Raw genomic sequence first — 24753 nt, forward strand, 5'->3', positions numbered from 1 at the left:
CGGCCGGTCTGCAGGTCAGGCCGGCTGCGTCCATCCGGCGTCTGAACGACGCCTCCTCATGAGATTCGAAGTCGCCACCGGTCCGGTGCGGCGGTGTTCGCGCGCGTTGGCTTCGCGGCGTGCAGCGCATCGCGCCGTCGCCTGACCAGCGATGTCGGCTTCGGTGATTCGATAACCCGCGATCGTCGCCACGCTTCGTGTCCGACCGGCACGCGCGATGTGCGGTCGTGTGATCGGGACGGCGGTCGCGAGTGTCGTGCAGGGTCGTTAGGCAGTCAAGTTAGTCATCCGAAGTGAGGTAATGGAGCGGTGCGAGGTGACGAGCGCATGCGTGGATGCGCGCTTCGTTTGCCGGCGCATTCGCCATTGCGTGATTCAGCACACGAGAACCGAGGGAAAACAAGATGAACAAGTCGTTCAAGTCGATCTGGAACGAATCATTGGGCGCGTGGGTCGCGGCGTCCGAGCTCGATGGCGCGCGCGGCAAGCGCGTGGCGTCGTCGAGAAGTGCGGGGGCGCATGCGGTGCCGGACGCTGGTGCCGGCTCGAGCACGGCAGCGCTGGCGGGGCTGTCGCCGCGGCGAATCGCCATGCTGATCGCGGCCGCGTATCTCGGCCTGTTCCAGGCGGGCGCCCACGCGCAGTATTCGGCAGGCGGCGGCTCCGCGACTGGCGGCCCCAGTTCGATCGCCGTCGGTAACGGTTCGATTGCCACTCAGGTGAATTCCACCGCGTTCGGGAACCTGTCCACGGCAACGGGCGTTTCAGCCACGGCGATTGGCCCGGGCGCGCACGCGATTGCCGACGGTTCGACGTCCATCGGCATCAACTCGCAGGCAACCGGCGTCAACAGCGTGGCGATGGGCGTGCAGGCGATTGGATCCGGCAACTATTCGGTCGCTCTCGGCAACCTGTCGAGCTCGACCCAAAGCGGCTCGGTGGCGATCGGCAGCGGTGCGGCGGCGATCGGCGTATCCGCGATCGGGCTCGGGAACAATGCGACCGCCTCCGGTCAATACGCGGCCGCGCTCGGTCTCGGATCGGTCGCTTCGGGGGCGCAAGCCGTCGCGCTCGGCTTTTCGTCGAATGCCACGGATACCGGCGCCGTAGCACTCGGCAACCAGTCGACGAGTTCGGGCACAGCCGGCGTTGCCGTGGGCAGCGGGTCGCTCGCTTCCGGCAATTCGGCCGTGGCAATGGGCGTGAACAGCGGCGCGAAGGGCACGTCGTCGATCGCCATCGGCTGGGGCGGCACCGCAGGCGTGCCGGGATCGGGCACGCAGTCGCTCGGCGCCAGTTCGATCGCGATGGGCTCGAATACCTCGGCGGGCGCCGACAACGCGCTGGCGTTCGGCCTGAACGCGAATGCGTCGGGCCTCAGCTCGATCGCGATGGGCGTGCAGTCGACCGCGACTCAGCAGTTCGGCGTCGCGCTGGGCAATCTCGCGCTCGCGACGGGCATATCGGGCACCGCACTGGGCGCCGGCGCGACGGCGTCCGCCGTGAATGCAACGGCGATCGGGATCAATAGTGTGGCGGCGGCGGGTGCCACGGTAGCAATCGGCGCCAGCAACTCGGTTGCGGCGGCGGCGGGCGCGGGCTCGATCGCCGGCGGGAACAACTCGCAGGTCCTGAGCGGCACCGGCGCCGTCGCGCTCGGCGAAGGCCAGACCGTGAGCGGCAACGGTGCGGTCGCCATCGGCGATCCGAGCACCGCGATCGGCACCGGCGCGGTGACGATGGGATCGAACAACACCGCGAACGGCAACGGCGCGGTGGCGATCGGCAATTCGAACAACGCGCAGGGCGTCGGCTCCCTCGCGCTCGGCAATACGTCGACGGCAGCAGCGGCGGGCGCGGTGGCGTTCGGCGCGTCGGCCGTGGCGAACAACGCCAACGATGTCGCGCTCGGTTCCGGCTCGGTTACGGCCGCGCCGAATCCGACGGCGACCGCGACGATCGGCGGCGTCACGTACAGCTTCAACGGCATCCATCCGACCAGCGTCGTCAGTGTCGGCGCGGTGGGCAGCGAGCGTCAGATCACCAACGTCGCCGCCGGGCGGATCAGTTCGTCGAGCACGGACGCGATCAACGGGTCGCAGCTCGATGCGACGAACCAGGCAGTAACGTCGCTGTCGACGTCGACGCTGTCGAGCATCACGTCCTTGTCGACCTCCACGTCGACGGGCTTGTCGTCGGCGAACAGCGCGATCACGTCGTTGTCCACGTCGACTTCGACGAGCATCAACTCGCTGTCGACCGGTCTGAGTTCGACCAACAGTTCGATCACGTCGCTGTCGACGTCGACCTCGACCATCGTCGGTTCTCTCTCCACCGGCTTGAGTTCGACGAACAGCAATCTGAGCTCGCTGTCGACCGCCACCTCGACGAGCATCGGATCACTGTCGACGGGCCTGAGCTCGACGAACAGCTCGATCACTTCGCTGTCGACTTCGACCTCGACGACCATCGGCTCGCTGTCGACCGGCCTGTCGAGCACGAACAGCACACTGACGTCGCTGTCGACCGCCACGTCGACGAGCATCGGTTCACTGTCGACGGGCTTGAGCTCCATCGTGAACAACAACACCAACCTCGGCAACAGCACGGCCGGCGCGATCGGCGGCGGGGCCACCTACGATCCGACGACCGGCACGATCTCGGCGCCGTCGTACGTGACGTACAACAGTGACGGCTCGACGACGATCAACAACAACGTCGGCTCCGCGCTCGACAACATCAACGCGCACGGCATCAAGTACTTCCACGCGAACTCGACCGCGCCGGACAGCCAGGCGCTCGGCGTCGACAGCGTGGCGATCGGGCCGAACGCCATTTCGCGGGTGGACGGCAGCATCGCGCTCGGCTCGGGCTCGGTGGCCGACCGCGCGACGGTGCCGGCGTCCGGGACCATCCGCAACGGCACAGCGTCGATCCCGTTCAACACGACGGACCAGACGCTGCTCGGCGCGGTGTCGGTCGGCGACGCGGCGAGCAGGACGTATCGCCAGATCACCAACGTCGCGGACGGCACGGGCCAGCAAGACGCGGTCACGGTGCGCCAGCTTGCCGGCGCATTGCAGTCGTTCGCGGTCACGGGCCAGAAGTACTTCCACGCGAATTCGACGGCGGCGGATTCGCTCGCCGTCGGCGCGGAATCGGTCGCGGTGGGGCCGACGACGGTCGTCAACGGCGACAACGGCGTCGGCATCGGCAACGGCGCGATCGTCGATGCGACCGCGCCGGGCGGGATCGCGATCGGGCAGGCCGCGAGTTCCGCGCAGGCCGACGCGATCGCGTTCGGCAGCGGCGCGACGGCGACTGGCGCCCAGTCCGTCGCGCAGGGCGCGAATGCGGCGGCGGTCAGCGTGGGCAGCGTCGCGCTAGGTTCCGGTGCGCGCAGCAATGCGACCGACGCACTCGCGCTCGGCGCCGGTGCATCGGCGACGTTCGCGAACAGCGTTGCGCTGGGCGCCGGTTCGCTGACCACGGTCGGCGCGCTGACGAACTACGTCGCGTACGGCCTGAGCAGCCCGCAGTCGTCGGCCGGCGAAGTGAACGTCGGCAACCGGCAGATCACCGGGCTCGCCGCCGGCAAGAACGGCACGGACGCGGTGAACGTGTCACAGCTCGACTCGGTCGCGAACCAGCTGACGACACTGATCGACCAGCGCACGACCAATCTCGGCGGTTCCTACACGTCGAACCCGTCCGGCGGCAACGTGCCGCCGGGGCCGTCCGGCTCGAACTCGTCGGCCGGCGGCTCGGGCGCGGTGGCCTCCGGCTCGAACAGCACGGCGGTCGGCAACGGGTCGACGGCGTCCGGCAGTGGCTCGACCGCGCTCGGCGTCGGGGCGACTTCGTCGGGCAGCAATTCGGTGGCGGTCGGCGCGGGCAGCAACGACGGCGGCCGCTCGAACGTCGTCGCGGTCGGCTCGGCGGATTCGGCGCGGCAGGTCGTCAACGTCGCGGCGGGCACGCAGGGCACCGACGCGGTGAACGTGAACCAGCTGAATGCGGTATCGAACCAGTTCACGCAGTCGCTCAACACGGTCAACAACCAGCTCACGCAGATGCAGCAGCAGATCCAGCAGACCGATTCGATGGCGCGCGAGGGGATCGCCGCGACCGCCGCGATGGCATCGATCCCGCACATGGACCGCGATTCGAACTTCGCGATGGGTGTCGGCACGGCGTCGTTCCAGGGCCAGAAGGCCATGGCAGTCGGCGTGCAGGCGCGCATCACGGAGAACCTGAAGGCGACGCTGAACGGCGGTTTCGCCGGCAGCCAGCGCGTCGTCGGCGCGGGCATGCTGTATCAGTGGAAGTGATCGCGCGCGGCGGTTCGTTCCGGCACGGGTTGCCGGAGCGAGCCGCGCCGAACGCAAACGCATGTGCATGCGGCTGCGCCATCGTGCCGCATGCGCCGTGCCCAACGCATTTTCGGAGTCCTCAAATGAAAAACATCCATCTTGCCTTGCTGGCGTCCGTCGTATCCCTTGCAGCCTGTTCGAGCGCGTCAGGGCCGACGTACAACGCCTACGAACTGCAGTCGCGAAACGGTATCCGGACGTTCCAGGTCGACTGCCACGGCATCCTGTCAACCGCGAAGACTTGCATGAAGGTCGCAACGCGCATGTGCGGCAACGAGCCCGTGCGACTGGTCGATTCCACGACGCCGTTCCGCGACGGCGCCGATCCGCACTCGATCGCGTTCCAGTGCGGCGCGGCGCCGGGGCCGGCCGCCGCGGCCGTTGCGCCGGCACCCGCCCCGGTCGAAAAAGTGAGCCTCACCGGCGATGCGTACTTCGCGACCGACTCCGCGATGCTCTCGCCGGCCGCGCGTGCGGAGCTCGACACGTTGCTGAACCGGCAAGGCGACAGGCATTTCTCGCATGTCGAAGTGGACGGCTATACCGATGCGACCGGCCCGGATGCGCACAACCAGGCGCTGTCGAAGCACCGCGCCGATGCGGTCGCCGCGTATTTGCGAGAACGCGGGCTGAAGGCGGATTCGTTTGAAGCGACCGGGCACGGCGAAGCCGATCCGGCCGCGTCGAACGATACGGCCGAGGGACGGGCGCGCAATCGCCGGGTGGAAATCTCGTTGCAGAGGTAAGGCGCAGGGCGCGGGTTGCCGCGGGCGTGGCCGTCGAAGCCGCACGGCGCGATCGCGGCGCCTGATGAGGCGGCGCTGGTCGGCAACCATGATGTTGATGCTTGAAAACCATGTTTCGCATGAGTCTGGCGTTCGCCATCGGCGAGCGCCAGACTCGACAATGGCGAACGTCAGTCAAATTGCCTGCCCTTGCACACTCGCGGCTTCTTTGGCGCGCTCGGCCGCGGTCGTGGGCATGACGAGCGCTGTGCCTTCGACGACGACCAGACCGTTCACTTCACATCGCGTATCCAGCACGACGCGCCTCCGGTTCGCGAGAATTTCCCTGATCGTCACGATCGCGCAAACCGTGTCGCCGGGTTTCACCGGACGCAGGAACTTCAGATCCTGCGACAGATAGATCGAACCGGGCCCCGGCAGGTGTGTGGCGATCGCCGCCGATATCACCGATGCGGACAACATGCCGTGCGCAATGCGGCCTCCGAAACGTGTCTGCTGTGCGTAGGCCTCGTCCAGATGGACGGGATTCCGATCGCCGCACGCGTGCGCAAACGCGACGATGTCGTGTTCGGACAGCGTTTTCAGGAAGCGCGCATTCATGCCGGACGCGAGGTCTTCGAGGTCGTATCCGCCTTCATCGTTCATCGTCTGTTTCCGTGTGGTCTGTAGAGCGTGGTGTCGAAGGGTCGTCGCACGTCATGCCGCCGCGTTTTCCCGCTGCGACGTGTCGTGCCGATTCATTGAAGCGAACAAACGGGTTGCCGCGAGCAGCGCCGACCGCGCAGCGAGGACACCGGCGTGAGGCTGCGCGCCGATGATCGCGTCGATGATCTCGTCCCACGATGTCCCCAGCGAGAGCGCGTCGCGCATGTGCATGACGAGCGGCTCCGTATCGGCATGGCGAGCAAGGCAGGTCAGGCACGCGATGGCCGTCAGGTGCCGTGCCTTCACCTGATCGACCGAATCGGAACGCGATGTCGCGGCGCTCGGGCCACCGAGGTGACGAGCGAGCTCTGGCGAAATGTCCGCGATGCCGACGTCCGTGCCCGGTGCACATCGGGCGTGTTCCAACGCTTCTTCAAGCGCGAGTGTCTTTGTTTGCCTGGAAGTAGCATCGGCTTTCGTCGCACCGAACACGTCGAGCGCAATGCGCGACAAGGGCAGTACGAGCGGCCATCCGATATAGCCGGTGAGCTGGATCAGCACTTCGGTCAGCTCGCTGGGCGTCCAGCCCAGCATCAGACAAGCTTCCAGATGCTGGCGTACCGCTTCGGGCTGATTCCCGACGGTCATGACGATTGCGAGTGTCGCAAGCCCTCGCTCCTTTGGCGTCAGTGCATCCACGGACGGCTGCGTGCACTCGAGCATGCACGCAACGGTGGATTCGCCTGGCGGAGGCGGATTCGTTCCATGGCCGACATCGACGCCACGGTCCTGCAGTACCTTCGAAGCATGTCGAACGCCAGCCGTTGCCAGTGGCAAGCCAGCGATGTGCAGCGTCTGCCAGACCGTTGCGAGCAACGCTTGCGGTGTCCAGCCGGTATTCAACATGCCGGCGGCGTGATATCTGAGCGCCGCGTCGGCATTGCCCATGGTCGTCAGGACCGCCACGGTCACGAGCTCACGATGCTTCAGCGAGAGGTTGGGCCGGGCGATGATGTCCGCATATGCACCTTCGATCAATAGCCGTTCGAAATCTGGATCGAGCGCATCGAGTGCCGCGCTGAGATCAGTGAAACCTTCGACGCCGATTGCATGGATGACTGACATGCCAAGTTCACGTTTGGATATCGGGTTCGTGCACATGGTGATCAAAGCGGCTGAACGCCGAGAATATCGATGCTGCCGATGATATTCGTGCGCTCGAAAAGCAAATTTGAACTTTTATGAACTTACGGCGAAGCGCTATTTCCGCCGTCTAGAATCCTCTCCACTACGCGATGGTGATTCACTTTTGCATCCGTTCGTATCGGCCGAACCGATTCGACGGAGAGCGGTAAAAGACGTCATGTCAACGCAACCGGGAGAGTGCAGTGCTGAAGCTTCAGGGAAAGGTGGCCCTCGTGACGGGGGGGAGTTCTGGTATCGGTCGAACCACGGCTTTGCTGTTTGCACGGGAAGGCGCCAAGGTCGCGATTGTTTCGCGGCGGAGCGAAGAAGGGCAGGCCGTCGTCGAGGAAATCCGCAATTCGGGCGGTGATGCCATGTTCGTGAGGACTGATGTGTCCAGGGCAGAGGATTGCGCGAACGCGGTGGCGCAAACCGTGAGCACATTCGGGAAACTCGACATCGCGTTCAATAACGCCGGCGTTGAGGCATTCGGGAAGGCGGTGGCCGATACCGACGAAGCGAGCTGGGATTTCGTCATGAACATCAATCTGAAAGGAATGTTCCTGTCGATGAAACATGAAATTCCGGAATTGCTGAAGGCCGGTGGAGGCGTCATCGTCAATATGTCGTCGACCTACGGCCTCGTGGCATCGGCATTCGGCGGCTGCGGCTATCACGCGTCGAAAGCCGGCGTTCTCGGACTGACGAAAGCGGCAGCTCTCGAATATGCGAAGCAAAATATCCGTGTCAACGCCATTTGCCCTGCGTTCGTCGCGACGGCCATGGTCGAGAAGTTTCTCGACGAAACTCGGATGACCGACCAGATCAAGGGCTTTCATCCAATCGGCCGGTTGGGCACCGAAGAGGAGATCGCGAAGGCGGTGGTATTCCTTGCGAGCGACGAGTCCTCGTTCATGACGGGCACCGCGCTGTCCGTCGACGGCGGCATGATCGCGGCCTGATCAGGGGGATATCGCCGCGCATCTCGTCGTGAGTGTCATGTCCGCAGAACCAACTCTTGTATGGATATCAATATGGACACCAAACTGGTTGAAAGAGATGTCGAATCGAGAAACGAGAAACATGAACTGTTCGAAATCGGTTGCCCGATTCCACTGGGCGTCGTGCCAAGGAAGATGCATGCGTGGACGATTCGCCGCGAGAATCACGGAGAGCCGCAGCAGGCGTTTACCAAGGAAATCGTCGCGGTGCCGTCGCTCGGGCCCGATGACGTGCTGATTCTCGTCATGGCGGCTGGCGTCAACTACAACGGCGTATGGGCTGCGCTCGGACAGCCTTTTTCCGTACTCGATCTGCATGACGATCCCTATCACATCACGGGTTCCGATGCGGCCGGCATCGTATGGGCCGTTGGTACGAACGTGAGGAAATGGAAGGTCGGCGACGAGGTGGTCGCGCATTGTTCCCAGGTCGACGGGGACGACGAGGAATGCAACGGCGGCGATCCCATGCTGTCGCCTTCGCAGCGCATCTGGGGCTACGAAACGTCGCATGGTTCGTTCGCGCAGTTCGCACGCGTGCAGTCCACCCAGTTGATGCCGCGTCCGATGCACCTCACATGGGCCGCGAGCGCGTGCTACACGCTCACGCTCGCTACCGCGTATCGCATGCTCTTCGGTCACAAGCCTCACGTTCTCTCGGCGGGGCAATCGGTGCTCGTATGGGGCGCGGCTGGCGGCCTCGGGACGATGGCAATCCAGCTTGCCGCGCTGGTGGGGGCACGCCCGATCGCCGTGGTCTCGGACGAATCCAAGGTCGAGTTCGTCAAGCGGCTCGGTGCAGTGGGCGTGATCAATCGTTCGCGGTTTTCGTGCTGGGGCACGCCGCCGCCCGTCGATGCGAAGGACGAATACGCCGCCTATGTCGACGGCGTGAAGAAGTTCGGAAAGGCGATCTGGGATGCGCTCGGTGAGAAACGCGATGTCGACATGGTGTTCGAACATCCGGGCCGCAACACCTTCGCGCCATCCTGCTATGTCGTGAAGCGAGGCGGAATGGTCGTCTTCTGCGCCGCGACGAGCGGTTACGACCTGACATGCGACGCCCGTTACGTGTGGATGCGGCAGAAGCGCATTCAGGGCAGTCACTTCGCGAGCCTGAAGGAAGCTGCACAGGCAAACCGGCTCGTGATGAGCGGCAGGATCGACCCGTGCCTGTCGGAAGTGTTCCCGTGGAGCCGCCTGCCGGACGCGCACGCGAAGATTCGCGCGAATCAGCACCTGCCGGGCAACATGGCGGTGCTCGTCCAGGCAAACAGCCGCGACGATCTCGACGCGGCGCGCCGCCACTAGACATCACGCATTCATATTGCTGCGAGAACGGCATGGACCATTCAAATACACGTGCGCACCGGGTTGCCGTCATCGGCATGTCGTGCCGCTTCCCGGGCGGCGCTTCCTGCGCATCGAGCTATTGGACGCTACTGAATTCGGGGCGCACGGCGATTCGGGAAACGCCGCCCGAGCGCTTCGACATCGATGCGTTCTATTCGGCGGATCCGCACGAGCCGGGCACCACGTATTCGCGCGTGGCCGGCTATGTCGACGATCCATTTCTCTTCGACCGCAAGCTTTTCCGCATCTCGGCAGCCGAAGCGATCGAGATGGACCCGCAGCAGCGCTGGATGCTCGAGCTCGCGTGGGTTGCACTCGAGAACGCGGGAATTGCGCCGGGGCAGTTGCGCGGCAAGAACGTCGGGGTCTTCATGACGACCGGCGAAGCGGATTACGGGCGGCGCACGGTATGGTCAGGCGATCCCGCCAGAATCACGACGTATTCGAAGCTCGGCAATCTGCGCGCGATGGCGCCGGGGCGCGTGGCACACGTGCTGGGCTTGAGCGGACCGGCGATCTTCGTCGACACGACCTGTTCGTCGTCGCTCGTCGCGATTCATCTTGCCGCGCAGAGTCTGCAGACGGGCGAGTGCGACGTGGCGATTGCAGGTGGTGTGAACCTCATCCTCGGGCCGGAAGAGACGATCGGTGTTGCACGACTTCAGGCGATGTCGGTCTCCGGTCACTGTCGTCCCTTCGATGCGAATGCTGACGGCTATGTGCGCGGCGAAGGCGGCGGTGTGGTCGTCATGAAGCGGTTGACCGACGCGCTGTCGCACGGCGATCGCGTAGATGCCGTGCTGGAAGGTTCGGCGGTCAACAGCGATGGCGCCAGCAATGGCCTCACCGCACCCAACGGTGCCGCACAGGAAGCCGTCATTCGTCGCGCGATGGCGCGCGCCGGTGTGCGGCCCGAAGCGGTCTCGTACGTGGAAGCGCATGGGACGGGAACGGTGCTCGGCGATCCGATCGAGCTTTCCGCGCTGCGTAACGTCTATGCGCGCGCCGTCACGCGCGACAGGCCGATTCTCGTCGGTTCGGTGAAGGCACAGTTGGGGCATCTGGAAGGCGCCGCGGGCATGGCCGGCTTCATCAAGGCCATGTTGATCCTGCGTCACCGCCACGTGCCGGCACAAGTAAACTTCGCGACACCGAACCCGCGCTTCCAATGGGAAGGCGCACGGCTCGAGATTCCACGCGAAGGTACACCCCTCGACGACGGGAACGCGCTGGTCGCCGTGAGCGGTTTCGGCATCACGGGCACCAATGTGCATCTGATTCTGTCCGCCCCGGATGCTGCCGCGGAGCCCGCCGCACATCCCGCACGGACGCGCGTGCTGACTTTGTCCGCGCGGTCGCCGCAAGCGCGGCGGCGGGTGGCCGCTACGTGGCGCGCATGGCTGGCGGACGCCGCCGTGCCGACGCGCGATATTTGTCACACGTCGAGCCTGCGGCGCGATCACTTCGATCACCGCGTCGCGCTGGTCGGTGCGACGCGGACCGATTTCGTTATGGCCCTCGACACGTTTCTCGCGGAAAACTCGACAGGGCAATGGCACGCCGGCGAGCAACCGAGAAAATCGCGTCTGGCGTTTCTCATCCCGGGTCAAGGCGCGTGGCAGCCAGGCACGGGACGGAATCTCTACGACGAAAACGGCTTGTTCCGCAAACACGCGGATGCATGCCTGGGCCGGCTCGATGGCGATACGGCACGCGACGTTCTCGATGCGATCCTCGGCCGGACTGCCGAAACCGTGCGCCATCATCCGGGGCAACTTGCCCATTTCATCGTTTGCTATGCACTGGCGCGTACCTGGATGGATCTGGGGGTGCAGCCCGACCTGCTGATCGGTCATTCGCTCGGCGAGCATGTCGCCGCCGTGATCGGCGGCGTGATGTCGATAGATGACGGCCTGAAGGCCGTGGAGGCGCGCGGTCGTCTCTTCGATACCGCGACGCCGGCGGGTGCAATGCTTGCAGTCGCCGCGAGCACCGACGAACTGGTCACACAGTTCGAGTTCGGCACGGATCTTTTCGTGGCGGGCATCAACGGCCCTGGGCAAACGGTGGTGAGCGGCACGCATGCGGCGGTCGCGCGTGTACAGGACACGATGCTCGCGGCGGGAACGCGCGTGTCGATGCTCAAGACCTACGGCACGCCGGGCCACTCGCCCATGTTGCGCTCGATGCGCGACGCGTTCCGGCGAGCACTTGAGCCGTTGGTCCTTGCGAAGCCCGCGATACCGATCATCTCCACGCTCACGGGCGAGCTTGCGACAGATTCGATCGCCACCGCCGAGCACTGGCTAGATCTCGTGGAGAAGCCGGTGCGCTTTCATGAAGCGCTGCTCGCGGCGGCCGACAGCGACACGATCTTCGTTGAAGCGGGGCCCGGTGCGGCGCTTGCGAAGCTGGCACGCGCCGCCGCCGGGGGAGACTGGCAACGCGCGATTTCCTCGCTCGCCGATGGGCCGGAGGGCGACGAAGAAGTGGAAGGGATCGGCTTTGCGCACGCATGCGCGCGTCTCTACAGCGTGGGACAGAAGATCGCGTGGAACAAGCTGTACGGCAGTGCGCCGCGGCCCGCCGAGGCGCCGGGCTATCCCTTTGAGCCTGAGCGCTTCGAATTGCCGTTTGCCGGCCCCGCGACAGCAACGCCCGAGCGCGGCCGGACGCAGCATCGGTACGACATCGTCATGCTCGACGAGCCGGGACAACACGCCGCGCGCGTGGCGAACGCTGGCGATGGCGCCGTTCACTCGAACGCGGAACATCTGATGGCGACGCTGCGCGCCATCGCGGCGGCGGTTGCGTCCGAAGGTGTCGTCCTCGCCGATGATCTTTCGCTCGTCGGTCAGGGCCTCGACTCGCTGGCATTGACGGAGCTGCGCGTGCGACTGCATCAGCATTTCGGCAGGATGCCGCCGATATCCGTGCTTGCGCGCGGTGCGTCGCTGTCGACTCTGGCCACGTGGTTCAGCGCGTCTGGAAGCAGCACACCGAACGAGAGCGTGCCGCGCGACAGGTCGCAGGCAGTGGAAGATGGTGACGACGACGGGCTCGTCGTCACGCTGCGTGAAGGTACGGGGCCGCTCGTCGCGCTGGTGCACCCGGTTGGCGGCAACGTGCTCTGCTATCAAGATCTGGCCGCCGGTTGGCCCGGCGATCCGACCATCGTCGCGGTCCGCCATCCGTACGCGGACCGGGGCCGCGAGCCTGCCTATCTCTCGATTGGGCAATTGGCATCGCGCTATCGTGCGGCGCTGCTCGCAGCGCATCGCAGGTTGCCCGATCTGCTTGGAGGCTGGTCATTCGGAGGCATTCTCGCGCACGAGATGGCGGCGCAGTGGGAGTCCCAGGGCGTGACCGCGCCGCCGCTGATGGTCGTGGACAGCCCGCTCCATGACGGCGAATTCGCCGTGCGACTGCGTGAATTCCACGGCGAGTTCGCCACCGATGACGTCGAAAGTATTGTTCAGCAGTGGCTCGACGATCCGCGTTTCGAAGCGATGCTCGATGGTGACTTTCATCTTGCCGACGTGCGGCAACGTGCCGATCCTGCGATGTTCGACCACATCGCGCGGCTGCATGCCGTGAGCGCGATTGCGGCTGCGCGTCACCGGCCGCAGCAGGTGCGCACGCGCATCGCGTATGCGCTTGCGGCACGCAACCCGAGCAGCCCGTCGAGTGAGCAGGCGGCACAGCATCTGCGGCTGCTCACGCGTGGCGACATCGCAGTGAGCGTGTTCGACGACGATCACAATTCCGTCGTGCGCGAGCCATCGGCGCGGCGTCTCGCAAGCTTTCTCAGCAGCAGCGCAGACGGTGCGCATGTCGGGACGGAGCCGCTGTTACGCGTGGCGGCCGCATAAGACGACTTGTTTCGGTGTACCCAGTACAAGCGCGGCATCGCGGCTGCGCTTTCTTCCTCAACCCGACTTCAGGAAATCGATGCCATGAGCGATCAACTTCGAGCGGCAACCTTCAATGCATCCTCGGCAAGCGCCGAGACCATTCTCACGTGGATCCAGGAATGGGCCGAAGCGAACAATCTCCAGGTGCCGACCGATCTCGATCAGACCTTCGCCGATGCGGGCTTCGACTCCATGCACTCCGTCGAACTCGCGTTCTTCCTCGAGGAGCGGCTCAAGATCAAGATCGACGATACGGTGCTGTACGACTACCCGACATTCATCTCGCTGGCGGAGCATCTCGTGTCGCTCAGTCGGCCGGATGCCGCTTCCGACGCGGACGCGACGGACGGCGCGGCTGCAGGTAACTGGTGACACGCGTGCGCCGGTCGCGGGCCGGACCGCCGCCCGGCGCCTCATCGATTTTTACTGGAGTAGGGAAGATGGCGGAAATCACCCGCGCGGGCCACTGGATCTCGCGTGTCGTCGGTTGCGGGTCGGCGCTGCCCGAGCAGCGCATGACGAATCACGACATCGCACGCATGGTCGATACCACGGACGAGTGGATCACCCAGCGCACCGGCATCAGGGAGCGCCGTATCGCCGCGCACGGCGAGAATACGTCCGATCTCGCGATCGGCGCGGCCTCGGCCGCGCTGAAGCAGGCAGGCATCAGCGGAGCCGATGTCGATCTGATCGTGCTTGCGACCTGCACGCCCGATCGCACCATGCCGGCGACCGCCGTGCGTGTTCAGGAGGCGATCGGCATGCGGGGCGGCGTTGCGTTCGACGTGCAGGCCGTATGCTCGGGCTTCGTATTCGCGCTTTCGGTCGCCGACAACATGATTCGGCTTGGCCAGGCCCGCACGGCGATCGTCATTGGCGCGGAAACGATGTCGCGAATCGTCGACTGGCAGGATCGTAATACCTGCGTGCTGTTCGGCGACGGCGCGGGCGCGGTGGTGTTGCGCGGCGAGCGGCATGAGGCAGGCGAGCCGCGCGGTGTTCTTTCCACGCATCTGCATTCCGACGGCCGGCACCACGACAAGATTCATACGGACGGCGGCGTATCGTCGACGCAAAGCGCCGGGAAAATGCATCTGGAAGGACGCGATGTGTTTCTGCACGCGGTGGTGAATCTCGCCGAGGCTTCGCAGGAGGCGCTCGCGTCGCAAGGCCTGACCAGGGACGATCTCGACTGGATCGTGCCGCATCAGGCAAACCAGCGCATCGTGCAGACGCTGGGTGCAAAGCTGAATCTGCCAATGGAGAAAGTCGTGCTCACCGTCGGCCAGCACGGCAACACGTCGGCAGCGTCGATTCCGCTTGCGCTGAGCGAGGCCGTGTCCGACGGACGCATCAAGGAAAACGATCTCGTCCTGACACCGACGATGGGTTCGGGCTTCACCTGGGGGGCCGCGTTGATCCGCTGGTAGCCGATGCGCGGCATCGCCGCGGCGGCTCGCGAGGCCATGCGGAGCAGAAAGTCGTCGGTTGCCGGTTCGTATTCGGCGCGTGTCGCGAATGACGGTGGCTGCAGCCCGCACCGGCTTCGTCAATCAGGATTGCTGCGACGGCGGCGAGACTGTCGAGGTCCGTGACGACACGGTCGAGTGCAGCCGACGGTGCGCCCAGCGCTTCGATCGCGGCCAGGCATACGCCGTAATGTGCCTGCGCGACGTTGAGCGGCGGTGGACTGACGGGCGTGTTCGGCGTTCGGCTCGACAAGCCGCTTCTGCAACATCGAGGCTTCCCGTTGGACGTCGACGGTCGATTGACGGAGACCCGCGATCGTCGCGTATCGCCGCGACGCCGAATCGGAACTTTTCTGAAACGGGGGGAACCGGTCCCGGTATGCACGTGAACGTGACAAAAGTTCACTTTGCGTGCTCAAGGGGGCGGTTCTATGCTGGCTGCACGTTGCATGCCGTGGGGGCCGTCACACGCTGCCGGCGGCGTAGGTTCTGGAGCATGTTTCAGACGGACATCGCCGATGCACGGGCAACAAGGCCGCGCGTGTGGGGGCGCGGCGCGACGATTCGGGCCAATGTGTCGCCCGTGCGCCACGGTCCTGCAATCGCGAATCGCCCTGCATGCGGCGCGATCCTAATCGGTGGAACGCAGTTTGCGACGAGCATCGATGAAAGCCTCGACATCCCGCTCCGCGAGCGGTTCGCAGAGATGGAATCCCTGGCCTTCGATGCCGGGCAGCGTTCGCGCCCATTCGAGTTGTTCCGCGGTCTCGATGCCTGTGATCACGATGCGTTTGCCGTGACTTTGTGCAAGGTGAACCAGCGTCTCGATGACACGCATGGATTCGCTGTTCCGCGGTACATCGCGAATCAGCGATCGATCGAACTTGACGATGTCCACGGGCAGTTGCTGTAGCAGGGTCAACGAATTGAATCCGGCTCCGAAGTCGTCCAGTGCGACGCGCACGCCGATGACTTGAGCGGCGTGAATGGCCTCCACCATCCAGTCGAGCTGGTCGGGAGCGACGGTATCGGTCAGTTCGATCTCTAGGCGGCACGGGTCGAGATCGCATGATGTGAGGAGGGTGGAGAGATGCGCAGGAAAATCCGGATGCCCCAGTTCGAGCGAAGACAGATTGATCGCAACCGACAACGTGTCATGACCGGCTGCCGTCCATTGCGCGAGCGTGCGCGCAGCTCGCCGGAGGAGCAGTTCCGTGAAGCGCCGGGAGAGGAACGAATCCTCGACCACGCTGATGAACGACGCCGGCTCGAGAACGCCGCGTTCCGGATGTTGCCAGCGGATCAGGCATTCGAAGCCGGAGAGTTCGAATTCGTGCAGCGCGAATTTGGGCTGCAGCAGGAAAAAGAACTCGTCCTGGTGAAGTCCCCGTTCGGCATCGCTGAGCGGATGACGGGTCACAAATGTGCGATTCATGAAGGTAATTGCAAGCCGATTCGGGGAAATTTGCCGCGTATGCGATTGGGGAATTCTATGGAGTGAGGCTCGAATTTTCAACTTCAAATATTGAACAAATGTAAATTTGTATTAATGAAATCGATTTTAATTTATTGATGGCGGTTTTAATTGATCGTGAATGAGCCGGGATTGTGAATTCGTAAGTTGAGTGGGGCGGCCGCGATGCAAGGCGGGACGGGCGAATGATGTACGAGGTTTTGAGTATGTTTTCGGTCGAATTGTTAATGGAATAATTGAATGAATATTGCTGGGCGACGCAAGTCAAATTGTGAACGTACTAGTTAAATAATTGTAATTATTGTTACAGAAATCATGTATAATTGCTGCATTTATGTTGGGTGCTGACTCGCTTGGGTGGTTCGTTTGAGAAACGGTTGGGTAAAGAATTTCATAATTCAAGTTTGATTTTGGATTTTTTGTTGTGAATGGATTTGTCGGAATTTTTTCTGAATTTCGAGTGTCGTCCGGTCTGACTTGGTGAAACATTCTCGAATCGACATGCTAGGAAGAATTTTCCGTCCGGGCAGGCGCGATCCACTCAGCGACGCCAATCCGGCGGCGGCGCTAGCCCGCACGAATCTTGCAGCGGAGTGGGGCGGCTTGACGATCGCGCTGATGCTGATTTGCCTGGTACTCACGGCCGGCCACGTGCTGTACCCCGTCGATCTGGCATTTTTCGACCTTGCGTCGCGGTTTTCTCGTGACAGCGCAGCGAGGGCGCCGGCACTGATCGTGGTCGACGATCGCACCATCAAGCGCCTCGGCGATTGGCCGTTCAGCGCGGAAACGCGGGTCCGCATGCTCGACCGGCTTGCCGAAAGCGGTGTCGCCGCAATCAGCATCGACCTGAAGAGCCTGAGCGATGCAAGCCGACGTCGTGGTCCGGAGCGAACCCCGAGGGATGCATGGGGCCACGAAGGCGCGCGCTCGGCGTTTCGAACCCATACCGACGATCGTGGTGCCTGTGTTCGTCTGCCGTCGCTTCGATGCGATGGACCTTCCGAACGCTATTCGTACATCAACGTCCTGGACGGAGCGGTCTCGCCGCACCGGCTGCACGGCCGCCTGGTCGTGATCCGCGCACCGTCCACCGGTGGCGCGCCGTCGTTCTCGGGCGTTGCCGAACAGCGCGAGGAAGCCGGCCTCCTCGATGCGTTCGCTCTGCCGCCTGCGATCGGCTTCGTGGGCGAGTTGCTCTTCAACGAGATGGCCGTTTGCCTGATTTGCGCGTTGCTTTATCGGCTGGGGCCGCGCGCGGGCGTAATCGCGTCGCTGGGTCTCGCGATCGCGATCGCCGGAGCGGCCGTCGCGCTGTTCCGCTTCGGGGATCGGCTCCTGCCTCCCACAGTCGGGATACTCGTCTGCGGCTTGGCTTGCCTGCTGTTGTCGTGGCGGCGTCTGGAGGCAGTGATGCGCTTCATCGTCGGTCAGGCGGACATGATGCTGACCGAACCGTCGCTACCGGCGAAGCCGGCTCCGGCCAGGTATTTCATGGACCCGGTCCAGCGTCGCATCAGCCAGGCTGCGGAGTTGACGGAGCAGGTGCGAAGGTATCGCGAACTGATCGACGAATGGGTCGACAGTCTGCCGGAGGCGACCCTGATCGCGTCGACGACCGGCACCGTCCTGCTGGCGAACAAGCGCGTCGCCGCATTGTGCGGAGATGCGGATGAGCACCGCGCATCCAGAAGCACGCCGGCGGGGCGCTCGGTTTCCGACGTGCTGTTCCAGATCACCGCATCGCATCGGGCCAGCGAGTTTGCCACGCAGGCGCTGGCCTCGTTGCATCGATGGCCTGAAGGCGACGACTTGTCGGCGCGCACGAAATCGCAGCTTGACCAGGGGATCGAGATTGCCAATGCACGCGGCGGCCTCTCGTTGCTGATCAAGTGCGCGCCGATCCGATCGTCGACCTGCTGCGAGGGCGCGTTGGTGTTTCACGTAGCGGATGTGTCGTCGGTGCGGATGGCCGAGCGGCAGCGGGACATGGTCCTGCGATTCCTGTCGCATGACATGCGGTCCCCGCAGGCTTCGATCCTCGCGCTGGTTTCGCAGACCCGCCGCGATCCGTCGCGATACAGCCTTTCGCGGTTTGCCGAGCTGGTTTCGCAGTACGCGACACGCGCGCTGAGCCTGTCGGATGATTTCCTGTTTCTCGCCAAGGCGGAGAACCTGCCGCCGAAGCTGGCCCCGGTCGATCCGGCGCTGGTGCTGGGCGATGCCGTCGACGATTTGCTGCCGCAGGCGAGCGCCCGGTCGACCGTCGTCAACCTGGTGGCGGAGCCGGGGCTGAGCACGATCGCCGACGTGCAGTTGCTCCGGCGGGCATTCGTGAATCTGATCGGCAACGCGATCAAGTTCGGCCGCGAAGCGTCGACCGTCGACGTGGAGCTGTCTGCGACAGAGCAGCATGTGAAGATCGCCGTGACCGATTACGGAATGGGCATATCCGACCAGGACCGGGAGAAGCTGTTCCAGGAATTCACGCAACTGGACGGAAGTTCGTCGTTATCCGGTCACGGACTCGGACTCGCGTTCGTCAAGACGGTCGTGGATTCGCTCGGCGGTAAATTGCAGGTTCGCTCCAAGCTCGGCGAGGGGACGACCTTTTTCATGTTCCTGTCGAAACACGATCATGATGCGGCCCTTGGTCATTGATCGCCGTGCCGCCCCGGCCGGTCGGCGCTGCGCAATTCGACGGCGGGCAGCCGAGGCCGATGCTTGGTTCGACGACCCGCCGGCGATCTGAAGCGAATCATCGCGAAACCGTTGCGTCAGGCCGCGGAAACGACGTGAATCCTGCGCGCCTCGGGCGCTCCGTTCTGCCTCGACGGCGAGGCAAGCTCGAATTCGAGCACCGTATTTCTCGACGGTAGCCGGCCGAGTACGGATGGGTCCAGGATACTGCTGCTTCGAAAGTAGGCCGGACTGGTTTCGGCGGCCGCGAGCAGCGGCGTATCGGGCAACGCGGACCAGAAGGCAATGAAGCCGTAGCCGTCCTCGGGCTCGAACCGGTTGCATACGCCGCGTACGCGGGAACCCGCTTGCCCCCACGCGGGCAACCCGGGCGTCGAATCGCGAACCGGTAGCAGGCCAGGCACCAGGTAGCCGCTGATGAACTGGTCGGCGGCGTCACGAAGTTCGAGCGGGACGTTGTCGAAACCCAGCACTTCGACGCGGCAGCCCTTCTTCTGCAGCGCTTTCACGACTTCGACAAAATCGCCGTCGCTCGTCGCGACGAGGACCGTATCCAGCCGGTCCGATTCCGATAGCGCGTCGATTGCCATCTCGAGATCGGAGTTGGACTTGTACGTCTCCGTGCCGTCCTCGTCGGAAAAATGTCTGAGCGGCTTGACGGTGACGCGAAACCCCTTGTCCCGCAGCGCAGCCTGATAGGCCTTCACCCGTGTTTCATAGTCGACGGAACGGGCCGCACGACGTGCGTCGAAACTCAGATACGCATGCAGTCGCTGGATCGTGGCGCCGGCGCGACCGGCGAGCGCACGCAGTACCTCGTACCGCATCATGTGGCCGCCATTCGCGTCCATGCTGCTTCCGTCTACGTATACCCCGACCCTTCTCATCATCGTTTCCAGTTCGCTGGCGGGTTGCGATCAGATAACGGGACTGGTGCGGTCGGATCGCGCCGCCCGGAATACCATGCGGGGATACGGGATCGCGGGCGCGCCACTTGCCCGATGACTGGCCGGATACGCGACCTGTGCAGAACGGGGCTGCCGCCATCGCGAGTTCCGAGTCGATAATCCGGATTGCGAAACGACTGCATCGATCGTCGAGGAATGACCGTGATTCACCAGTCGGCCTTGCGCCATGCCCGTTTCCCCGTCGGTTTGACGGGTAGCGTCGATCGCGCGGCCGAGACACGATCGACGCTACCGGCTCCACTACCTGTCAGCTCCGGCCACTGACGGTGATCGACACCCGACGATCGGGCTGCAGACACGCGATCACGGCGCTGCTCCGCCCTTCGGGGCAGTGCGTGACCGGTTGACTCGAACCCGCGCCCTCTGCCTGGATGATGTCGCCGTTCAGGCCATGCGAGATCAGGTAGCGTCGGACCGTTTGAGCCCGCGCGCGCGACAGCGGTTCGTTCACTTTGTCGCTGCCGATACGGTCGGTGTGCCCGACGACGGCGATCCGCGTCACGTCGGCATGGCCCTTGATCCGTTCGATCACGTTGTCGAGCTGCGCCCGGCCGGCGGGCAGCATCGAATCGAGGCTCGATTTGCCGAACGCGAATAGCGCATCGCTCTGAAGCGTGAATTGCTCGACCGTCGACTCGGGCGGCGCTGACGCGGCAACCGCCGCTAAGGGTTTCGCACGCACGAGATCCTCGCATGCCGAGTCGCGCCAGTACGTGTTGCTGACCTTCATATGCTGATCGAACCGGACCTGGTACTGGCAAGAGACGACTTCATTTCCGCGGCGGAAGTCGAACAGGTAGTTCCACACGTGGCCGCCGACGAACCACTCGTTGAAATGCGGCGGGCCGAGGAGATCGAACATCTGGTCCTTGTTCAGGCCAGGTCCGACATTGCGCAAGTTGTCCGCGTTCACGAACGTGCCGCCCTTCGGACTTGCCGATCGCGGGTCCGGAAATTTGGGCGGTCCGTCGACGGAACAGCCCTCGAGCACGGCAACGGAAAGCAGGCTGATGGACAGGGCAAGTACCCACTGGATTTTCATGATCAATATCTCTCATCGTATAAGAGGCAGCGCACCCGGCAACCGCGGGCAACCGTTCGTGGAAGGTTGCATGTGGTCGCCGCGGCGCTGTTGAACGCCGGCTTCCGCAATTACCACTGGTAACCTGCGCCGATGACGGCACCGTAGTCATTGCGCGTATTGGTCGTAATGGCGGCCTTGTAGACCCAGTGATCGTTGTCCGAGATCGTCGAGATGCCGATTGCCTGTCCCGACTGCCCGCGATAGACGCTGCCTGCGATCGCCACCATGCTTTTCCCCGGACCGGAAGGCTGCGGCAGGCCTGCGACTGCCATTGCGCTTGCCGTGCCGCCGTCCGCGTCGCGCCGCAGGCTTTGAATCTTCGCGTCGGTATAGGCGTTCGCGTTCCCGATCGCCGCGTTCAGCTGCTGCACGTTCACGCCGTCGGTGGGCGCGGTGCCTGCCGCGACGTTCGTGATTTGCCGCGGCGCGGTCGACGTACCGATCGACACGACGTTGTTGCGTCCGTCGTCGTTGCTGCCGGCACCGATCGCGACCGAGTTGCTGCCCGAAGACGTCGAGCCTGCGCCGATCGTGGTGGAGCCGGCGCCGGACGCGGTCGAGCCGTTTCCGACCGCCGTGCTGTTCGAGCCGGATGCGACCGCGCCATTGCCGCCGGCCGACGAGTTGGAGCCGGTGGAAGCAGGCGGCGTCGACGATCCGGGCGTCGACGGGAAGCCGCCGGTACCGTTGGTATTGTTGATGTTCTGGATAAGGGTCGTCAGGTTCTGGTTCACGGCTTCGAGCTGGCTGACGTTGACCGCATCGGTGCCGGCGGAACCGGCCGCCAAGCCCGTGATCTTGCGGTTGCCGATGTTGATCTCGCCGACGGACGATTGCGGGCTGCTCAAGCCGTACGCGATGTAGTTCGACTGCGCGCCGACCGTCGTGACGGAGCCTGCACCGAGCGCGATGCTGTTGGCGAAGGTTGCGCTGGCGCCCGAGCCCAGCGCGATGGCATCGGTCGCGCTGCTGTTGGCGCCCGAACCGAGCGCAATGCCGCCCGACGTGCTGGCGGTGGCGTTGGAGCCTTGCGCGATCGATTGCGGGCCGGTCGCATTCGCGCCACTGCCGAGCGCGATGGCGTCGGCCTGCCCGGAATTCGCGGCCTGGCCGATTGCGACCCCGCCGGGCGCGGTCTGCTGCACGATTGCGCCGTTACCGATTCCCACGCCGTTATCGCCGTTGACGACGGTCGTCGGTCCCACCGCGATCGATTCCGCGCCGACGGCGAGCGAATCGGCTGCGGTCGAATTGGCGTGGAAGTACATCGTCGGTGTTACGGCAAACGATTGCAATGCACCGGTCAGCTGCCTGACCGTCACCGCATCGTGCGCGTCAGTACCGTCAGCGACGTTGATGAGTTGCCTGTAGGTATTGCCGGACGCGCTGCCGAACGAGACGGCGCCGAGCAGGGTGGCATCGGAAGTGTTGTACGGCACGGTGTGGCTGCCTGCCGGAATGGTGCCGCTTCCGGCCGCGATCGCGCGGTCCGCGACGGAGCCCGAACCGATCGCCACGCTGCCGGCAATCGAAGCGGTCGTTTGCGCGCCGAGCGCCGTCGCGTTCGCTGCAGTCGACTGCGCGTCGGTGCCTGCGGCGAAGGCGTCAGCCGCGCTGGCTATGGCTTGAGGGCCAACCGCGATGCTGTCCGTTCCAGTTGCCTGGCTGTCCGCCAGCGTCGAGTTTGCATGGAAGTATTTGATCCCCGCGCCGGCGTTGATGTTCGAGATCGCGGTCGTGTTCGCGGTGACCTGCTCGTTGGTCGCGAACAACTGTGAACCGTTCACCGCATCCGTGCTGGCCGCGCTCAGCTGGCCGGCCGCGACGTTCTGGATCTGCCGCTCGGCACCCGGGGCGCCGACGCTCACCACGCCGGCAGGTGTCGCGCCCGCGAACGTATAGGCGACGCCGCCGATCGTCGTGCCGGCCGTGGGCGTGGCGGCGGTGGTCGTGGAGCCGGCACCGAGCGCGACGCTGTTGGCAACGCTCGTCGTGGCGCCGGAGCCGAGCGCGATGCCGTTCGTCGCCGCGGCCTGCACATTGGCGCTGTCGCCGATCGCGAGTGCGCCCGCGACATTGGCCTGCGACGCATTGCCGAGCGCAACCGCGCCTTGTCCGGTCGCGACGTTCGTATTGCCCACTGCGATCGCGCCATTGCCGTTCGCGGTGTTGTTGGCGCCCATCGCGACCGCGCCATTGCCGGTGGCCGTGTTCGGGTCGCCGATCGCCACCGCGCCGTTGCCGCTCGCGGTTTGTCCTTCACCGAGCGCGACGGCGCCCGTGCCGCTCGTCACCTGCGAGTTGTGTCCGCCTGCAATGGAGCCCGCGCCTGCGCCTGCGGCAACGGTGCTGGTGTCGCCGAACGCGACGGTCGATCCTGCAAGCGCCCTCGAACTGACGCCGAGGGCGACGCCACCATATGCCGACGCGCCGGCGTTCACGCCCAGGGCCACGCTGTTGTCGGCGTTTGCAGTGGCACCCGCGCCCATCGCAACGGCGGAAATGCCGGAGGCGGTCGCCAGGTTGCCGACGGCGATGCCGAACAGCGTCGACGCCGTCGCGGTATTGCCGACGGCAATCGAGCTGGTTCCGCTGGCGGTTGCCTGGCTCCCGAATGCTTGTGCGTAGGTGGCACTGGCGAGCGAGTTGTAGCCGAGCGCAACCGACTGATCGCCCGTCGCCTGCGTGCCCGAACCCGGGACGCCGGCCGTGCCGCCCGGGCCGATCGCCACTGCGTTCACACCGGATACGCCGCTGTTGACGCCGATCGCGACGCCCGATGCCCCGCTGACCGAAGCGCCCGATCCCAACGCGATGCCGGCTGCGGCGGCGGTCGTCGTGATCGATTCGAAACCCATCGCGACCGAATAGCCGCCTGCGGCCGTCGACTGCGTGGACAATGCGGTCGCATGGTCGCCCGACGCGGTGCTTGCCGCGCCGAGCGCGGTGGCGCTGCTGTTGGACGCTGTCGCGGCTTGCCCGAACGCACTCGTGCCCGTGCCGTTCGCGAGTGCGCTCGTCCCGATTGCTGTTGTGGCAGTACCGTTCGCAGTGGCAAGGTGCCCGAATGCGGCGGCGTCTGTTCCAGTGGCATTGGCATTCGCGCCCACTGCTGCCGAGGTGGCGCCCGATGCAATCGCCGCGGGTCCCAATGCGGTGCTCGTCTGCCCGGAAGCGGTGCTATTCACGCCGATCGCCAGCGCGTTCCCACCGCTTGTCAGCGCATTTGCGCCGATCGAGATCGCGCCGGCCGCAGTCGATCTCGTGTTGGTGCCAAGTGCCACAGTGTTGAGTGCCGATGTCGACGCTCCGCCGCCGATCGCGACGCCCAGGCCGCCGTTCGCCGTCGCGGCGGCTCCGCCTGGGCCAGAGATGGCCACATCCCCCGTCCCTGTCGCGCTGCCGTTACCCGCGGCGTACTGTGCGTGAGCAGCCTGACCGGACAGGCCGAGGCAAACCGCAATTGCGTGGCCGACGATGATTTGAATTTTCCGTTGGGCGCTGGGTATCGATTGCTTTGCCGTGTGCCGGTCGTTGCGCGAGATGCTTGAGGTGGCGCACTTCCCCTTGCCGCGCGCGCTACCAAGTTCCGACGCGGCGACGAACGCGCCACGCGCCTTGCTCCATATGACCTTGTAGACTCTGTTCATCTCGGCAATCCTTGTGAAATAATAAATATCTATCAGGTGTTTTTGTATTGATGCTGACTGTGTTTTTAAAATAAGTAAAAATCTGGAAAGTATGTCGCGCGTCGATAACTTTATGCGTTGATGGGTCGTGAATTGTTTTTATGTGAATTAGGCGCTGCCAGTGCAGGCATGAGCATTGATGCGTGGTT

The 24753-nt window shown here is 64.5% G+C and carries 14 protein-coding genes; 8 read left to right on the forward strand and 6 right to left on the reverse strand.

Features of this window, described 5'->3' with window-relative positions:
- Nucleotides 1–404 precede the first annotated feature (404 nt).
- Together ACV22W_RS05695 and ACV22W_RS05700 are read left to right on the forward strand one after the other, a co-directional pair.
- Nucleotides 405–4331 carry a YadA-like family protein gene (locus ACV22W_RS05695; RefSeq protein ID WP_448018273.1) on the forward strand — a complete coding sequence of 1309 codons (3927 nt, stop codon included), beginning with the start codon at nt 405–407 and terminating at the stop codon, nt 4329–4331.
- A 125-nt stretch (nt 4332–4456) separates the two neighbouring features.
- Entirely contained in the window at nt 4457–5119 is a 663-nt protein-coding gene (locus tag ACV22W_RS05700; RefSeq protein ID WP_448018274.1) for an OmpA family protein, read from the forward strand.
- 174 nt (nt 5120–5293) lie between these two features.
- Here ACV22W_RS05700 and ACV22W_RS05705 read toward each other — a convergent pair whose 3' ends face one another.
- On the reverse strand, nt 5294–5764 hold the full coding sequence (locus ACV22W_RS05705) for a MaoC family dehydratase (protein WP_448018275.1): 471 nt from the start codon (nt 5762–5764) through the stop codon (nt 5294–5296).
- A 51-nt stretch (nt 5765–5815) separates the two neighbouring features.
- A complete protein-coding gene (locus ACV22W_RS05710; protein WP_448018276.1) occupies nt 5816–6889 on the reverse strand; it encodes a carboxymuconolactone decarboxylase family protein in 1074 nt (357 codons plus the stop codon).
- Nucleotides 6890–7152: 263 nt separating this feature from the next.
- Between ACV22W_RS05710 and ACV22W_RS05715 the strand changes: the two genes are divergently transcribed.
- The 5 genes from ACV22W_RS05715 to ACV22W_RS05735 all read left to right on the forward strand — a co-directional run bounded on the left by ACV22W_RS05715 (nt 7153) and on the right by ACV22W_RS05735 (nt 14650).
- Nucleotides 7153–7911: an SDR family NAD(P)-dependent oxidoreductase gene (locus tag ACV22W_RS05715; protein WP_448018277.1), complete on the forward strand. Its 759-nt coding sequence runs from the start codon at nt 7153–7155 to the stop codon at nt 7909–7911.
- A 72-nt stretch (nt 7912–7983) separates the two neighbouring features.
- Nucleotides 7984–9261, forward strand: a complete 1278-nt coding sequence (gene ccrA / locus ACV22W_RS05720) for a crotonyl-CoA carboxylase/reductase (RefSeq protein ID WP_448018278.1) — start codon at nt 7984–7986, stop codon at nt 9259–9261.
- Between the two features lie 77 nt (nt 9262–9338).
- Entirely contained in the window at nt 9339–13175 is a 3837-nt protein-coding gene (locus ACV22W_RS05725) for a type I polyketide synthase (RefSeq protein WP_448018279.1), read from the forward strand.
- 84 nt (nt 13176–13259) lie between these two features.
- Complete coding sequence (locus ACV22W_RS05730) at nt 13260–13589, forward strand: acyl carrier protein (RefSeq protein WP_448018280.1); 330 nt, start codon at nt 13260–13262, stop codon at nt 13587–13589.
- Between the two features lie 68 nt (nt 13590–13657).
- On the forward strand, nt 13658–14650 hold the full coding sequence (locus tag ACV22W_RS05735) for a beta-ketoacyl-ACP synthase III (protein ID WP_448018281.1): 993 nt from the start codon (nt 13658–13660) through the stop codon (nt 14648–14650).
- A gap of 670 nt (nt 14651–15320) precedes the next feature.
- On the opposite strand, the gene ACV22W_RS05740 is transcribed toward ACV22W_RS05735, so the two are convergent.
- A complete protein-coding gene (locus ACV22W_RS05740) occupies nt 15321–16124 on the reverse strand; it encodes an EAL domain-containing protein (RefSeq protein WP_448018282.1) in 804 nt (267 codons plus the stop codon).
- A gap of 642 nt (nt 16125–16766) precedes the next feature.
- Here ACV22W_RS05740 and ACV22W_RS05745 point away from each other — a divergent pair.
- Nucleotides 16767–18824, forward strand: a complete 2058-nt coding sequence (locus ACV22W_RS05745; protein WP_448018283.1) for an ATP-binding protein — start codon at nt 16767–16769, stop codon at nt 18822–18824.
- Between the two features lie 116 nt (nt 18825–18940).
- Here ACV22W_RS05745 and ACV22W_RS05750 read toward each other — a convergent pair whose 3' ends face one another.
- From ACV22W_RS05750 to ACV22W_RS05760, 3 genes are all read right to left on the reverse strand, one after another.
- Complete coding sequence (locus ACV22W_RS05750) at nt 18941–19753, reverse strand: LabA-like NYN domain-containing protein (protein WP_448018284.1); 813 nt, start codon at nt 19751–19753, stop codon at nt 18941–18943.
- Between the two features lie 325 nt (nt 19754–20078).
- On the reverse strand, nt 20079–20873 hold the full coding sequence (locus ACV22W_RS05755) for an OmpA family protein (protein ID WP_448018285.1): 795 nt from the start codon (nt 20871–20873) through the stop codon (nt 20079–20081).
- Nucleotides 20874–20983: 110 nt separating this feature from the next.
- The gene (locus tag ACV22W_RS05760; protein WP_448018286.1) at nt 20984–24565 is read right to left on the reverse strand and encodes a YadA-like family protein; all 3582 of its coding nucleotides are present in this window, start codon (nt 24563–24565) and stop codon (nt 20984–20986) included.
- Nucleotides 24566–24753 lie beyond the last annotated feature (188 nt).

The sequence above is a fragment of the Burkholderia sp. AW49-1 genome, assembly GCF_053427845.1.